This window comes from uncultured Bacteroides sp., from assembly GCF_902491285.1.
GTDB lineage: Bacteria > Bacteroidota > Bacteroidia > Bacteroidales > Bacteroidaceae > Bacteroides.
In genome coordinates this window covers 78,260-93,504 of sequence record NZ_CABUHK010000004.1, presented here as the reverse complement: position 1 = coordinate 93,504, position 15,245 = coordinate 78,260, and the positions used below count along the sequence as shown (strand labels likewise).

10 protein-coding genes are annotated in these 15,245 nt (G+C 44.8%); 1 reads left to right on the top strand and 9 read right to left on the bottom strand.

Annotated features, from left to right (window positions below):
* The 4 genes from RDN93_RS02030 to RDN93_RS02015 are packed head-to-tail and all read right to left on the bottom strand — an operon-like array spanning position 1 to position 7,611.
* A complete protein-coding gene (locus RDN93_RS02030) occupies positions 1-1,281 on the bottom strand; it encodes a hypothetical protein (RefSeq protein WP_308744000.1) in 1,281 nt (426 codons plus the stop codon).
* A gap of 19 nt (positions 1,282-1,300) precedes the next feature.
* The gene (locus RDN93_RS02025) at positions 1,301-2,791 is read right to left on the bottom strand and encodes a RagB/SusD family nutrient uptake outer membrane protein (RefSeq protein WP_308743999.1); all 1,491 of its coding nucleotides are present in this window, start codon (positions 2,789-2,791) and stop codon (positions 1,301-1,303) included.
* A 14-nt stretch (positions 2,792-2,805) separates the two neighbouring features.
* Complete coding sequence (locus tag RDN93_RS02020; RefSeq protein WP_308743998.1) at positions 2,806-6,243, bottom strand: SusC/RagA family TonB-linked outer membrane protein; 3,438 nt, start codon at positions 6,241-6,243, stop codon at positions 2,806-2,808.
* 24 nt (positions 6,244-6,267) lie between these two features.
* Complete coding sequence (locus tag RDN93_RS02015; protein WP_308743997.1) at positions 6,268-7,611, bottom strand: hypothetical protein; 1,344 nt, start codon at positions 7,609-7,611, stop codon at positions 6,268-6,270.
* A 456-nt stretch (positions 7,612-8,067) separates the two neighbouring features.
* Here RDN93_RS02015 and RDN93_RS02010 point away from each other — a divergent pair, with 456 nt between their 5' ends.
* The gene (locus tag RDN93_RS02010; RefSeq protein ID WP_308743996.1) at positions 8,068-8,631 is read left to right on the top strand and encodes a YdeI/OmpD-associated family protein; all 564 of its coding nucleotides are present in this window, start codon (positions 8,068-8,070) and stop codon (positions 8,629-8,631) included.
* Between the two features lie 36 nt (positions 8,632-8,667).
* On the opposite strand, the gene RDN93_RS02005 is transcribed toward RDN93_RS02010, so the two are convergent.
* The 5 genes from RDN93_RS02005 to RDN93_RS01985 form a co-directional block, all read right to left on the bottom strand.
* Positions 8,668-9,087, bottom strand: coding sequence for a LytTR family DNA-binding domain-containing protein (locus RDN93_RS02005; RefSeq protein WP_308743995.1), 420 nt, complete (start codon positions 9,085-9,087; stop codon positions 8,668-8,670).
* A gap of 66 nt (positions 9,088-9,153) precedes the next feature.
* Complete coding sequence (locus tag RDN93_RS02000) at positions 9,154-10,194, bottom strand: carbohydrate porin (RefSeq protein ID WP_308743994.1); 1,041 nt, start codon at positions 10,192-10,194, stop codon at positions 9,154-9,156.
* Positions 10,195-10,205: 11 nt separating this feature from the next.
* A complete protein-coding gene (gene mgtA, locus RDN93_RS01995; protein WP_308743993.1) occupies positions 10,206-12,854 on the bottom strand; it encodes a magnesium-translocating P-type ATPase in 2,649 nt (882 codons plus the stop codon).
* Positions 12,855-13,032: 178 nt separating this feature from the next.
* The gene (locus tag RDN93_RS01990) at positions 13,033-14,403 is read right to left on the bottom strand and encodes a HAMP domain-containing sensor histidine kinase (RefSeq protein ID WP_308743992.1); all 1,371 of its coding nucleotides are present in this window, start codon (positions 14,401-14,403) and stop codon (positions 13,033-13,035) included.
* The gene (locus tag RDN93_RS01985) at positions 14,400-15,086 is read right to left on the bottom strand and encodes a response regulator transcription factor (RefSeq protein ID WP_308743991.1); all 687 of its coding nucleotides are present in this window, start codon (positions 15,084-15,086) and stop codon (positions 14,400-14,402) included. Before RDN93_RS01985 ends, RDN93_RS01990 begins: the two co-directional genes overlap by 4 nt.
* Between the last annotated feature and the right edge of the window lie 159 nt (positions 15,087-15,245).

Sequence of the window (15,245 nt, the reverse complement as noted above, 5' to 3'; positions counted from 1 at the left end):
TTATTTGCCTTCAAATGCAAAACCCGATTTCCATGCCGAACGCCCAACGCAATTGTTCAGCACCCATCTCATTCTCATGCACTGTTCGCGTGAAACGGAGCAATGTCCTCCTGTCGGGTCATCCATGATATTCTCCGCGCGGAAGTAACATCCTTCGCTTTCTTTATACCATGTTTCGTTTCTTCCCGGTTTAGATTCGTCCCTTATATAATTCAATGTGTCATCACAATAATCCGTACCAATCTCATTACTCATATAATTACAAGTAGGCAATAACCCCAAATACCGCCCGATGTAATAACCTATTTCGTTATACCCCGGTTCATACTCGCTAACTTTAAAGTTCCGGTCTATTTTATCCAGTTCCTGCAATTTGTAGAGTACCCCCAAGTCTTTGGCAAGCAAAGATTCATCCTGATATTCTTTCCATTCAATACCTTCAGGCATCCCTTGCACATCTGCCGAAACATACTGAGGTATACAACGGTTACTAACTTTCGAGAAAGTTCCGCTCACACTGCCACGATCAGAAATAAGCCATATATTCATATACTGTTCGGCGGGCCATATCAGATGGTGTGCCGCCAGAAAATCCTCATAATTATTAGTGGCGTCAATTTCCTTCGTCGTGAACCGGTTGATACCCGGTTCCATCATCCGGCTGCCATCCGGGTCATAGCCGGCAAGTACCAGACGGATGTGAGTATCCACCCCTACGGGATTCTGCGTGGTTTCTCCGCTAAACATATAATTCAGTTTACGAAGTACCTGTTCTATCTGCTCCTGTTTGTAAGCTCCCCCAAAAGATTCTATATCTTCCGTTGTCTGGATGATATGAAAAACAACCGGAATGCGTATTTCCGACATATATTGCCGATCCAGCGGTTCCACCACTTGAAATGATACGGAATTGGACTCCAATTGAGTACCTTTTATCTTCAACTTTGCCGTTATCGTTTTTCCAACAAGAGAAGCATCACTGGTAGAAAAATAACGTTGCAAGGCAATGCCTGATTCTGAAGTATATTCCAGCCAATCGTTCTGTATCCGTTCGTCAGGAATCTGATAGTTGTCTTTGGTAAATAAACGAGGATAGAGTTCTAATTGCGCCCTGCCGTCAGCAAGCACCATTTTCTGATTGGCTATCAACTCTATATGATCTATATCTTCAATGCTCATGACACTGTTGTCATGATAAGTATAATCGTCAGGACTACAAGCCAAAAATGCTTGCAGCATCAACGCCATTCCGAAAAAGCGTATGATTGTTTTCTTAGTCATAAAAGTCTTTTTTGAAGAGTTAATAAATAATGATTTGCTCCCAGCCCGGATTCTGCACCATATTCTTGTTAAGCTTCATCTCCCGTGCCGGAATAGGGAAACTATAACGGAAATCGTCAGAAACCAGCAGATGTCTCTCACCGCTGATTGTCCGTTCCATTCTGATACCCAGACGCTTCATATCCAGCCAACGGAAATCCCCCTCCTGATAGAACTCCCGTTTACGTTCATCAAGAATCGCGTTCAGCAATGTTTCATGTTCGGATGGCACTTCAGGAGCAGAAGTGTAACGTGCATTACAGAAATCAGTCAAAACATTGCGTGCTTCTCCATCTTTTCCTTGTCTGCATAATGCTTCGGCTTTGATTAGATACATTTCCGCCAAACGGAAAGGCAGCAGGCAACCTCTGCATTTCCCGTTTTCTCCCATCATATTGTATTTATTATTATACATATTATTTTTGAACCACACACTTTTCCGAATATCACTGTCAGTAAAGAAAGAAGCATAGGCAGCAGAAATTCTTCCGTCACTTACATAATCTTGCAGATAGGTACTATACAAATCGCAGACATTGGTATATTCTCCGTCCATAATTCTCACAAAGAACTCGTCGTTCGTCAATTCTACAGTATACGCTGTCGTTGAACAGTCGAATACCCGTTTCAGAATTTCCGCAGAATGCGTCAACGACCGTCCTTTCATAGCTTCTGCAGCATGTTTCTCCGCATCCTCCCAATCGGAAGATACCGCTGCACCAGACATCGCTTTCCATGTATAGACACTTGCCAGCATAGCATGAATAAAATCTTTCCGCCATATAAAGTTCCACTCATTCGTCGGTGTCTGCTCCAACAAATCGAATGCCTCGCTACAATCGGCAAATATTTGCCCGAAAACAGTTTGCTGCGTCTCACGTGACGGCATAGTGGTACCTATCTCCATTTGAGGAGTCAGATAGACAGGAATTCCATAATTATTATCCTTATAAGGAGCATAATATTGCAGCAATTTAAAATAAGTGTAAGCCCTCCATACAAGTGCTTCACCTTTCACATAATTACGCAAATGCTCATTGTCCCCTTCCGCTGTGCTGATATCTGAAATAATGAGGTTAATGGGACCTAAAAAATTATAATACTGCCGCCAAGCTTCTTCGTTGCTCATCAGCCAGGTCTGCATACTCTTTCCGGTTTGTGTATAATCACCAGCTTTCTTATCATAATACTGGGAAGAATTTGTATTGATATTCACCTCTCCGGTATATACGGCAAGATTACCATGAACTTCCGAATGAAAAGGTACTGTAAAGGCATCTATACCGAAAATACGTTCCTGTCGGGGCATATCCGGTGTTTTCAAGTAGTACATGAAACTAGCCATGATATCCCGATAATCTTCTATCGTACTGACTACCTTTTGATCACGCGGCGTTAATTCGAGAAACTTGTCACACGACGTTGTCAGAATGCATAACAGACTTCCAACCAATATACTTATTTTCTTCATAATTCTCCTTGTTTTTAGAATCCGACAGTTAGTTTAAAGTTAAATTCGCGGGCAACGGGATAAGAGAACGCATTTCCAGTACCGACATCCAGCCCTCTATATTTGGTAAACGTCACCAGATTACGGGCGTTGAATCCTAAAGACAGGTTTTGCATGCCCGCCCACTGCTTGATAAGCCGCGACGGGAAGCGATAACTCAACGAGAGATTAGTCAGACGGAGATAGTCTCCTTTCGAATATTTGTCGGAAGTGCACAACGAAGCCCAGTAATCATTGTCCGAAGTGGTGAATTTCGGGATGTCTGTACGGTCACCCGAGAATTGCCAGTAATACAGATACCGCTTTTCACGGTTGGTAGCAGACACTTTCAGGTCGGAAGAATATCCAAGTGCCGCCCTCACCGAACTGGCTTCATTGTTCGGCGCATTCTGATAATCGTTGAAGTTGGGAACAAGATGTCCGGTTTTGAAAGTCCACGAGGTAGTGAATTCCAGCCCTTTATATCTCAAGTAAGTGTTGAAACCACCAACAAACTTCGGATTGGAACGACCGAGATATTGCATAGAAGGCATCTGATACCCCATTTTCTTATCACTGTCCCGCACGAAGTCCACCACATCCGGAATGCCGTTGGGAGAGCCGATCATAGCCAAGTATTGTTTCTTCTGTTCCTCACTGTAAGAATCCCATTTATCAAGGAATGCACTATACGCCCTTTTACCAGCTTCGGTGAGATAATATTGCGGATTACCGGTTTGCGGGTTTACACCTGCCACCTTCCAGCCATAAATACCTCCGGTTTCTTGTCCTATAATATTAACGACGCCACCCATGCTGACATTTGATTTAATAGCATCTTGATAAGAATCATAATCATAGAATGATTTCTTTATCACATTTTTGTTGCGGGCAATGTTGAAAGCGGTACTAAAAGTCCAGTCGTTATTATTAATCCATTTAATGTTAGTATAAAATTCCAATCCCTTGTTTTCAACAATACCGCCATTCGCTTTCACCGTAGTCCGTCCGGTGGAAGCGGGAATTTCCAAATTCTCAAGAATATCTTCCGTTTCATTGAAATAATAGTCCAGAGTAATGTTCACACGGCTATTGAGCAACGACATATCCAACCCGATGTTACGGTCTTTTTTCTTCTCCCAGCCTACAGTAGGATTAGGATAGGTGAATCCCGTAGCAAAACGATTGCCCATATACATCACATTACCGAAAGAAATGGTAGAGAACGGATAAGCGGAACGGTCAATATTTCCTGTGAAACCGTAGGAAGCCCGAAGTGACAGTTCATTGACGATAGGATTCGCAAAGAACTTCTCTTTATGCAGATTGTAACGCAATCCGGCAGACCATAACGGAGTAAATCTGTTCGTATCACCGATTACGTCGGCACCATCGGCACGATAGTTGAAATTGAAAATATACCGGTCCTTATAACCGTAACGGAGAGAACCCAGAAATGAAACACTCCGGTCTTGCCCGTCCTTCGTATGGAACATATTGCTGATAGCGGAAACCATATCTTCATAAGGCACATTCTTGTCAAAGGTAGGGATACCCGTAATGCGATAATCACCATAATAAATAGGTGAAGTATAACCGAAATTGGTATATTTCTTCGACATGATTTCATTGGCGAGCAAGATACTGAACAAATGATCCTTCTTGACAGTGAACGAATAATCTATCTGATTACGGATAGCCCAGCTATGATTCTTTCCGGAATTTTCGGAAAGTTCTCCATTATCGTAGCCGCTTGGCATGATGTCGTAATAGCGATATGCATTGCGGGCAAATGCCTCATTCGTCCAAGACGTATACGTCCCCGGTTCTACTTCGGTAGTTTCCGTATTGTAGCTGACACCTTTCCGGAAAATGGACTCTACGGACAACCCGGGCAACACGTCATAACGGAGATTAAGAGTCATCTCCACATCCGAACCATCCTGTATATTACGCGTGTCTTTCATTTCACGTAAGATATTGAACTGATCGTACACATAACCGGACGCACGTTCCGTAGTATAATTATTACTCAGATAACTGAGATCGGCTGCATAGTTCCCGTTTTCGTCATACGGACGTTCATATGGATTGGCAAACATGGCATAGGTAAACGGATCAATAGCGGAAGCATTGTCCCTGTTCTTACGCGTATTGGCGGACACATTCAGAGCGACAATCAAATTCTTGATAGGCCGATAGTCCAGTTTCATCAACAAGCCGGCACTCTGGTACTTGTTAGAGAGAAGAATACCGTTCTTTTCCTGAAAATTGACGGAAGTATAATACGTCAGTTCTTCCGAACCTCCACGCAGACTGACATTGTGTGAATGTGAATGAGCCGTACGGAAGAGTACGTCAAACCAGTCGGTATTGGTCTGTGCCAATTTCTGAACAGTGGCGTTATACTCACCCGGAGTCAGGAAACCATTCACCATTCGCTTGTAGCTATATCCGCCGCGCCCCGTAAGATAAGCATATTCCAGCCCGAAGTTATTAATAATAGACTGTTCATACCTCAACTTCTCGGCAGAATTCATAAAATCGAGACGGTTAGTCGGAGCAAAAGCGCACTCATAAGTACCGCTATAGTTGATTTGTGTTTTGGAGCGAAATCCTTTCTTAGTCGTAATGACGATAACACCATTAGCTGCGCGCGCACCATAAATGGCGGCGGCTGAAGCGTCTTTCAAGATACTGATAGATTCGATGTCTTCCGGCATAATATTACCTACTCCATCCTGCATAATCGTCCCAGCATAATCACCTGTATTACTTTGAGGAACTCCCTGCGTCATAGGAAGCCCGTCAACAATCCACAGAGGTTCGGAATTGCCGCTCAGGTTATTTTCACCGCGGATCGTGATTTTAGAACGGGTACCCGGCGCACCGGATACGGTAGCACTATTCAGTCCCGCAACTTTACCTTCCAAAATACGATCGATAGAGGTAATACCCTGCATCTTCAAGTCTTTGGCAGTAATGACAGTAGCACTACCGGTCATACGGTCTTTCTTTATCACTTCCATACCGGTAACAACGACTTCATCCAGTGCTTCAGCACTTTCACGCATCACTACCCGGATAGATTTGCCCGGTTGGCTGATATGGCGTGCTTGCATTTTCATACCGATAAAGGTGAACTCCAGCGTATATCCTTTCTCACTGGCGGGTACGCTGAACAGGAAATATCCTTCGGCATCGGTTCCCGTCCGGTGTGTCGTTCCCTGCAAGGTGACGGTCACTCCCGGCAAAGGTTCTCCTGTGGTATCTACTACACGACCTGTTAATTCTACTTTATTCTGTTTACCTTCTTGCTGGGCGGACGATGCTGCCAGTGCACTCCCCGAAATACAGAGGAGACAGAGCAGGAGTGTCCATGCTGCACGCAACTGTCTTGCCAATGAGGAGTAGGATTGATATTGAACTTTCATAATGTTCTGTGTTTTTTTATTAGATTATCTGATTTGCGGGTTGGCTACAACTGCCGGGCATTTGATTTCCAGTTGAAGGGATGGATTCAAGGGGGAATCGATATAACCGCTACTATATACATCATATTCAGTTTTCATATCCTGCGGAATGTAGGATTTTACTTTTATGACACCCAAAACCCCTTTTCCTGTCTGGAAGAAAACGTAGGCAGGCTTAAAATCTGCTATTGCCACCTTAACCTTTTCTTCGGTAATTTGAAAAGAGAAATCATCTGCACTCAAATTCTCAAAATCAGCCTCCGTAAAACTTTCGGGTGCATTCATATAAATGGTATGACAAGGGAAATCATACTTAGAATTATGATCCAACATACTGCGTACACGTATGGGCGATTCAAAATAAAATGCCTCTTGTTCTTTATTCCACGTCAATGCCAAATCTATCAGTTCTTTATTTTTTCTAGCGTTATTTGCTATTTGACTTAAGCCTGTGCTTAAGGAGAACAATGACATTCCATTGTATTCAGTATCAAAATCAGTACCCGAACTTTCGGGGTCGATGAACTTCTCTCCGTCAACGATCAAACCTATCATTTCTGCACCATCCTTGAGAGGAAAGCCTTCAAGACCGATTTGGTCAAGAATACTACGTATTACATCCCCCGTATACCACATCACAATTTCCACCTCATCCATCAACCCCGACAAAGAGACATTGTTATATTCGGTAGAGCTAACCTGTGACACTCTATGCTGCTGAAGCGTCCCATTATACTCTCCCGCAATATCTCCGCCAAAAGTCGTTTTACATTGAAATACGACACGATAATTATCACCATTCTTTTCAACAGTCACTTCTCCTTCAGAAAGGGTAGCAGGAATGTTCTCCTTATTCTGGGTATTGTAATCGGACGAACAATACCCGATGAAAGTATAGGGTTTCTTATCTGTGCCAAACACGTATTTTCCCGGCACCAATTCTCCGAGTTCCGGAGATGCCAGATGAAAACAGATACAAGCCCCCTCACCCTGGGCTTTTTCCAATTCCATATTGCCGTAAAGTCCTGTTTCATAGAGTGAAAGCATGAAGTTACCGGTCTCAATCCGTTCATCACCGGCACGAAAACCTTCCACACGATCAGTCACCGTCGTACCGTTCTTCTCGTAAGTATCCTCATATATATAAGGAATACTCGAAATAATTACATTTGGATTACTTTGCCAAATAACTCCACTCTGCAAATTATACGGATAACCATACATTTGAATCATCTTATCAGGATTTATTGAATTATCATCCTGATCGGAGCAGCTCCAAATGCAAACCAGCATACAGAAAGCTACTCCCCATAGATACTTTTTTTTCATAATACAAATTCTTAGTTAACACAAACTTTAAACCTAATACAACTCAGTATAGCAGTATTACAAATTCCAATAGCTTCTAGTTAATTTTATGCAAAATAAACAAATAGGCAGATTGCTATCAATATCTATTTTTTATTTTTTTGTTCATTTTTTAATATATCCACCCCAAACACCCACATTTTCACCGAAATTTAAACAAATCACATCAGATTACCCTACAAGCACAAAAAGTACTTGCCGAAAAACAAAATGCAGCTCTCCACAATTATAGTTCCACGACTTGGCCACACAAAAGCAGCTATGGCTTAATTTTCTAAATAACACTTAAAACTTCACGATAAGTTTCATCCCCCACCCTAAATATCGCTATATTGCGACAAATCATAAATGCAATCAGTATGAAACTTTGGAAATACAGTGAGACATTTTAAACAAAAACAGGAGGAATAACTTACCATGCCAATAGAAATAAAATATTTTGAAGACAGGAAAGACTGGCGCAAGTGGCTGTCCGACAACTTCGAGACTGCCAATGAGATTTGGTTTGTGTTTCCCAGCAAAGCTTCGGGAAAAAAAAGCATAACGTACAATGACGCTGTTGAAGAAGCCCTTTGTTTCGAGTGGATTGACAGTACAATCAAGTCACTTGACAAAGAACATAAAATTCAGCATTTCACGCCTCGAAACCCTAAAAGCACCTATTCGCAAGCCAATAAAGAAAGACTTAAATGGCTGTTGGAAAATAAAATGATACACCCTAAGTTTGAGGATAAAATACAAGATGTTTTGTCTGCTCCTTTCATTTTTCCCAATGATATAGTCGACAGGCTGAAAGAAGATAAAATAACCTGGAAGAACTACCAACATTTTTCCGACGCATATAAACGTATCCGAATCGCATACATTGAAGTGGCAAGGAAACGACCGGAAGAATTTGAAAAACGGTTAAACAACTTTATCAACAAGACGAAAGAAAATAAGATAATAAAAGGATTCGGCGGAATCGAAAAGTACTATTAATCCTAATCTATTCACAAACAGAATGTTCCTTTTGCATTATTCGTCCTTCCCCAGAAGCATCATTACGTCTTCCGCGTACTTCTTCCCGACCGGCAGGCTCTTGCCGGTTTTTGCCAACATCACTTCCGAACGTGTGAACCTCGTGATACGGTTTCGCGGCACCACAAACGAACGATGTATGCGGATGAACTCTCCCTGTGGCAGTTGCTCTTCGATGCTTCGCAAGGGAATTTTAGAAAGTACCGATGAACCGTCGGTAAGATGTACTTTGACATAATTGTCTATCGACTCGATATATAGAATAGTATCAACAGACAGCGCTACATTCTTATACTCCGACTTCAACAATAGTTGCCTTGCAGCAGACTCAGATATATTGAGTAAATCGTGCATCCGAAGCCATTGCTCCGCCTTCTGCATGGCGCGTTCAAAACGCTCGTAAAAGTCTTTCCACATTTGTAACCATAACTTTTCTGTTTTTTTAATTTATAATCCGATAAAGCTCACTTTGGAAACCGCAGGTCAAAAACTGTAATGGACACGCGCGCTAAGTACCGTGAAGTTTCCATTCCCGTTCCTGACATACTGGAGAATGGGCTGGATGAACAAAGACTCACTGACAGCCTTGTTCCACGTCAGCTCCAATGACCACTCCTTACCCTGAAAGAATCGGGCATACTGTCCCGACATCCCAAGCCGGCCGCTCCCGCCGGCATACGCACAGCCTGCCTCCGCATACCGGTAACAGCCGCTCTGCCTGCACGTGTTCTCCGAATACTGCGCCATCAGGATAACGTTCTTGTTGCCAGCTTTCCATACAGGCTGTTCACCATACACCCACCAGGCACAACTCGTCTGCTTCAAGGCTTCCCCCATAGGAGATAGTCGCCCCTCTTCGTCAACGGGATACCGCCTGTTGTGTACAGCCGCCCCCGCAAAGTAATGTCCGTTTCCACATTCATACTCCAGTTGCGCCATATCGAAAACCCCATCCCGTTTCGGCCGGACAAGGAACGGGTTGTCATGCCGGTTCCATCCATTATAACCTGCACCGTTGTACAGGCTGTTTTTAAAAGTCCATCCGCCAAAACTCACGTCAAAATACACCGTCAGTCCCGCCAAAGGATAATTGGAAATCGGATAACTAGCCGAAACCGTAGGAAAAATACCACAAGAGCTGCCCGTAAAGAGCGAAGTGACATCGGACGTGAAAAAGTCCTCATTCACATTGCGTACTCCGACAAACAGGCGCGCTTTTTTCCACATATGCCTATATCCCATCATGGCGATAGCTGCAAAAATATTGTCTTCCTCGATATTGGAGAAAGTCTGCCAGTCATCAATGATATTTTCGTTCGTCTTTGCCACATGAATGGTGGCAGCTTCCAGCGAGCCGCTCTTCCACAAGGGCAGGTTCATATCCAACCGGAGCAGGTTCACCCAGTTGGTATTCTTCTTCATATCCCATTGCCATTCGGTGGTATATGCACCACCGAATGTCTGGGTATAAGCCATACAAGGTATCGTACAGCCCACAAAGAAAAGCATTGTCTTCAATTTCATAACCGCAGTTTTTATAGCCAACGTTTGAATGCACGGATATAGAGCACCTTCAGTCCCTGCGTCAGCATACAGTAAGCGAGCAGGATGCCGACGAGCCAGGGGAAATAACTCCATGGAAGCGGTGTCAGACCGATAGAAGCGCCGAACGGTGAGAATGGCACATAGATACCGATAGCCATAATCGAGAATGTCATTATCAGTACCGGCCAAGATGCCGTGCTCTGGAAGAACGGAACCTTGCGTGTACGAATCATGTGTACGATTAACGTCTGTGACAGCAGCCCAACGACAAACCATCCCGACTGGAACAAAGATGCCATTTCAGGAGTACGGCAACTGAAGAACCACCACATCACAATGTAAGTCACAATATCGAAGATGGAACTGATAGGCCCGATCCAAATCATAAAGCGGCTCAAATCGGAAGAATCCCAGATCCGGGGCTTACGCAAGTATTCCGGATCCATGCGGTCAAACGGAATGGTTGTCTGGGATATATCATAAAGCAAGTTCTGAATCAGTATGTGGATAGGCATCATCGGCAGGAACGGCAGGAAGGCACTGGCAACCAGTACGCTGAACATATTGCCGAAGTTAGAACTGGCAGTCATCTTCACATACTTGATAATATTCCCGAACGTCTTGCGTCCTTCGAGCACACCGTTCTCCAGCACCATCAGGTCTTTTTCAAGCAGGATGATATCGGCGCTTTCCTTGGCGATGTCCACAGCCGAATCTACGGAGATACCTATGTCTGATTCACGCAGTGCAGCCGCGTCATTAATGCCGTCTCCCAGAAAACCGACCGTATTCTTCTGCTTCTGCAAGAGTTGGATAATCTCCACCTTCTGCATCGGTGTCAATTTGGAGAAGATATTCCCCACTGCAACAGCCTTCATCTTCTCCTCTTCATTCATCTTTTCCAGTTCGGGCCCCGTGACGGCAGTAGAGGTATCAATGCCTACCTGCCGTGAAATAGTCTTCACCACAGCATCATTGTCACCGGAAAGCACCTTGACTTCCACACCGTGCCCGTGCAACTGGCGGATAGCCTGTGCCGCCGACTCCTTGGGCGGATCGAGAAATGCCAGATAACCTATCAGCACCATCTCCTGCTCATCCTCCACGGCAAAGTTGTTCTCCTTGCTCAGAAAACTCTTATGGGCAAGGGCAAGGACACGCATCCCCTGATTGTTCATCTCCCCGACAAACTTTTGCGCCCTCATCCGTATATCCCCGGTGAGCGGACGTACCTCGCCGCCCAATTCGGCATAAGCGCAGATACCCAACATTTCTTCCACGGCTCCTTTGGTGATAATCTGACGCTTGCCATTGTTGTCCTCCACCACGACCGACATCCGGCGTCGGGTAAAGTCGAACGGAATCTCATCCACCTTCCTGTAAACATTGCTCAAAGACTCAAGATTCAGTTCCTTGACATGTGAAAGGACAGCACGGTCCATCAGGTTTTTCAGCCCGGTCTGGAAATAACTGTTAAAGTAAGCGTGCCTCAGGATACGGTTCTCCTTGTCCTCGGTACCGTCAGCATTGACATGGCGTTCCAACACGATATGGTCTTGTGTTAGCGTACCGGTCTTGTCGGTACAGAGTATGTTCATGGCACCGAAGTTCTGGATGGCATTCAGATCCTTTACAATTGTTTTCTTCCGCGACATATTCAAAGCCCCCTTTGACAGATTGGCGGTCACAATCATGGGAAGCATCTCAGGAGTCAGCCCCACTGCCACTGATATAGCAAAGATAAACGCTTCCATCCAGTCCCCCTTCGTAATGCCGTTTACAAGGAACACTATCGGAACCATAATCAACATGAAACGTATAAGCAACAAGCTCACTTTAGTGATACCCTTGTCGAAAGCCGTAGCTGCGCGATGTCCGGCTATACTCTTGGCAATGGTTCCCAGGTAAGTATTGTTTCCGGTCTCAAAAACGATCCCTTTGGCCGATCCGCTCACCACGTTGGAACCCATGTAGCAGATGTTGTCCAGTTCCACCACACTCCCCTTATGATATTTCTTGCCCATCCCCTTAGGGGTCTTCTCTACCGCGTCGGATTCACCCGTCAGGGTGGACTGGCTGACAAACAAGTCCTTCGCTTCGACGATGCGGATATCGGCAGGAATCATGTCGCCGGCAGCGAGCATCACAATGTCCCCCGGCACCAGTTCTTCTATCCTGATTTCCCCCTCGGGGATTCCCGTACGTTTTACATAGCAGGTGTTTGTCACCATCTTCTGCAAAGCCTCGCTCGAACGGCTGGCTTTCCATTCCTGTGTGAAACGCAGGATGGCACTCAATACAATCATTGTCGTGACGATGATAATGGAAGTCCAGTCCTGGTCACCGGGAACTGCCATCAGCACATCCATCACAAAGGATATGGCGACCAATGCCGTAAGTACTCCCACAAAAGGGTTGATGAATGCCTTGGCAAACATGATGAGCGGCCTTTTCCTTTTTTCATGTACAACCTCATTCTTCCCAAAAAGAGACTGTCTTTTCTCTACTTCATTTTCAGTCAGTCCGAGCTGAGTTGTCCGGAAATAATTGAAAACCGATTCGAGTGGCTGTCCTGCGGCCAAAAATACCTTCTCGGCATTAAAAGCGAACTGTTCCTTACGTTTTTTCTTCTTCCACATGTTACTTTTGTTTTATGGATTAATTACTCTGTTTTGCCTTTCGCGCCGCAAAAGTAGGAAGCATTCTTATAAGGAACTGTTAGAAAACTATTAGAGTGGTATTAGAAAACTATTAGAGAAACTTATCATGAGAGAAACAAAACCTATTCAGGCGAATTTCCGGACGAAGCAGACAGTATCAGACGTGGGGAAGCTCCACCACAAATGTAGTACCTTCTCCCCGTTCCGAGTGTACGGCAATGTCTCCGCCGTGCAAACGGATAATCTTTTGAGACAACGCCATGCCGATGCCGTGTCCCTCCACCACCTTTTCTTCTTCTCCTCTATAAAACAGAGTGAAAAGGTTCTGCTTGTCGATATCCGACATACCGATGCCACTGTCCGACAGGCGGACAACAGTCCATTTATCCCAGAAAGAAATCTGGACAGACGAGGAGTTATTGGCGGAGTATTTGCAGTTGTTCTCTATCAGGTTGGAAAAGGCGATATTCAACAGATACGGATTTCCCGTCACCGTAATCAGACGGTCGTCATCCGCCTCTTCCTGCCCGAAAAGCAGCTCGATACTATATTCCGGATGTGCCCTCAGTATCAGTTCCCTAACATCAAGCAACAGCTCGTCCAGCCGGACATCCCGCATACTGATTTCTTCCTTCCGGTAATCGGCTTTGGCAAGATTCAACAGCCCGTCAATCAATCTTGTCATCCGCCTGGCATCCTGCTGCATATTCTGCATGGCACAGCAGTACTGCTCCGCCGTACGCTCTTTCTGCAGAGACAGATCCAGTTCGGCGATAAGGGCGGCCAACGGCGTGCGCAGTTCATGTGAGACGTTGCTGACAAACATCCTTTGCGAATTGAACGATACTTCCAACCGGTCAAGCAACGCGTTGAAAGCCGTACTGAGCTCACCCAACTCATCACTCTCGTTCTTCACCGGAAGACGGCGGTCTATCCGTGAAGCGGTAATCGTTTCCGCCTCGCTCACGATAGTACGTATCGGTCGCAATGAAACCCTCGCCAGAAAGTAACCGGCAGCGAACAACAGGGGTAATCCTACAACAAACAAAATGAACAACGTTTTCTGCAATCCGAGCAGATTGTCATAGCCGTAACCGTCATAAGCGGCGGCCGTGACTATATACTCCTTTCCCCCGAACGGGTAAACGATACCAATCCCCTGATACTTGCCGACATGAAATTCCATCTCCTTTTTCTGCAGGATATTGTCTATCATTTCCTGCGTTTCCTTGATTATATCGTTCTGTATGGCATCATGGTAAAGCATCCGGAAGTCTGTGGTATAAACGGCTACCTCTACTTCGTTGATGAATTTCTTATTATTCAGGTAGATGGACTGCATAGTCCGGGCATCCACCTGGTCGGCAAGAAACAGATGGGCTTTAGTGACTGCCTCGCTCTTCAAGTCTCTGAAAAAAGTCTTGTCACGCGTCCGCTCACTGACCAGATAAATCAAGACCATGCACAGCAGGAAAACAGTAGCCGTCACCCCGGTATTCTTTAATGTAAGCGCTGTTCTTATTTTCATATCTTGTCTGCGAGGATAAAGCCTACCCCCGGCTTGGTATGGATAAGTTTGACATCGAAATCCCGGTCTATCTTCTTTCGCAAATAGTTGATATACACATCAATGAAGTTGGTTCCCGTATCAAAATGAGTATTCCATACTTTCTCCGCTATCTCCACACGGCTGATTACTTTCTCCGCATTCTCAACCATATAGACCAGCAAATTGTATTCCTTAGGGGAAAGCCGGATGCAGATGTTGTTTCGGGTGACTTCCTGCCGTTCCAGATTGATGGACAAATCAGCGTAAGCAATCTGTTTCGCAGGAGCACCGCCTGATACCGCATTCCGTTTCAGCAGCACCCTGACTCTTGCCGTCAACTCCCTGAAATCGAAAGGTTTCACCATGTAATCGTCCGCACCGACATCGAAGCCTTCCAGTTTGTCGTCGGCCGTACCCAAAGCAGTCAGCATCAGGATTGGAACCCGGTCGTCAATCTTGCGGATTTCCCTGCACAGCTCGAAACCATCCATCTTGGGCAGGATGATATCCGAGATAACCAGTTGGAAAGTGTTTGACTGGAAAAGACGCAACCCCATGGCACCGTCATAAGCTACCAAGACCTGATAACCGTTCTCTTCCAAACCGATTTTCAGCAAATCGGCCACTCTCTTTTCGTCTTCCACAATTAATATTCTCTGCATACTTCTTTAGTCTTTGTATCTGAAAAAACGGATTGATTATATTGATTATTTTGAATGCGGATTCTTGCATATGTAAGACAAAAGTACAAAATAATCAGTTCTTTAGCATCATACAAGCTATTTTTTATGCATGTTTTACGCTTATACCCTCAGAGTGCC

What these genes read in the sequence shown, in the direction of transcription:
- RDN93_RS01990 (WP_308743992.1), bottom strand. Translation starts at nt 14,403, where the DNA reads ATGAAAATAAGAACAGCGCTTACATTAAAGAATACCGGGGTGACGGCT.
- RDN93_RS02020 (WP_308743998.1), bottom strand. Translation starts at nt 6,243, where the DNA reads ATGAAAGTTCAATATCAATCCTACTCCTCATTGGCAAGACAGTTGCGT.
- RDN93_RS02025 (WP_308743999.1), bottom strand. Translation starts at nt 2,791, where the DNA reads ATGAAGAAAATAAGTATATTGGTTGGAAGTCTGTTATGCATTCTGACA.
- RDN93_RS01985 (WP_308743991.1), bottom strand. Translation starts at nt 15,086, where the DNA reads ATGCAGAGAATATTAATTGTGGAAGACGAAAAGAGAGTGGCCGATTTG.
- RDN93_RS02015 (WP_308743997.1), bottom strand. Translation starts at nt 7,611, where the DNA reads ATGAAAAAAAAGTATCTATGGGGAGTAGCTTTCTGTATGCTGGTTTGC.
- RDN93_RS02005 (WP_308743995.1), bottom strand. Translation starts at nt 9,087, where the DNA reads ATGTGGAAAGACTTTTACGAGCGTTTTGAACGCGCCATGCAGAAGGCG.
- RDN93_RS02030 (WP_308744000.1), bottom strand. Translation starts at nt 1,281, where the DNA reads ATGACTAAGAAAACAATCATACGCTTTTTCGGAATGGCGTTGATGCTG.
- RDN93_RS02000 (WP_308743994.1), bottom strand. Translation starts at nt 10,194, where the DNA reads ATGAAATTGAAGACAATGCTTTTCTTTGTGGGCTGTACGATACCTTGT.
- RDN93_RS02010 (WP_308743996.1), top strand. Translation starts at nt 8,068, where the DNA reads ATGCCAATAGAAATAAAATATTTTGAAGACAGGAAAGACTGGCGCAAG.
- mgtA (WP_308743993.1), bottom strand. Translation starts at nt 12,854, where the DNA reads ATGTGGAAGAAGAAAAAACGTAAGGAACAGTTCGCTTTTAATGCCGAG.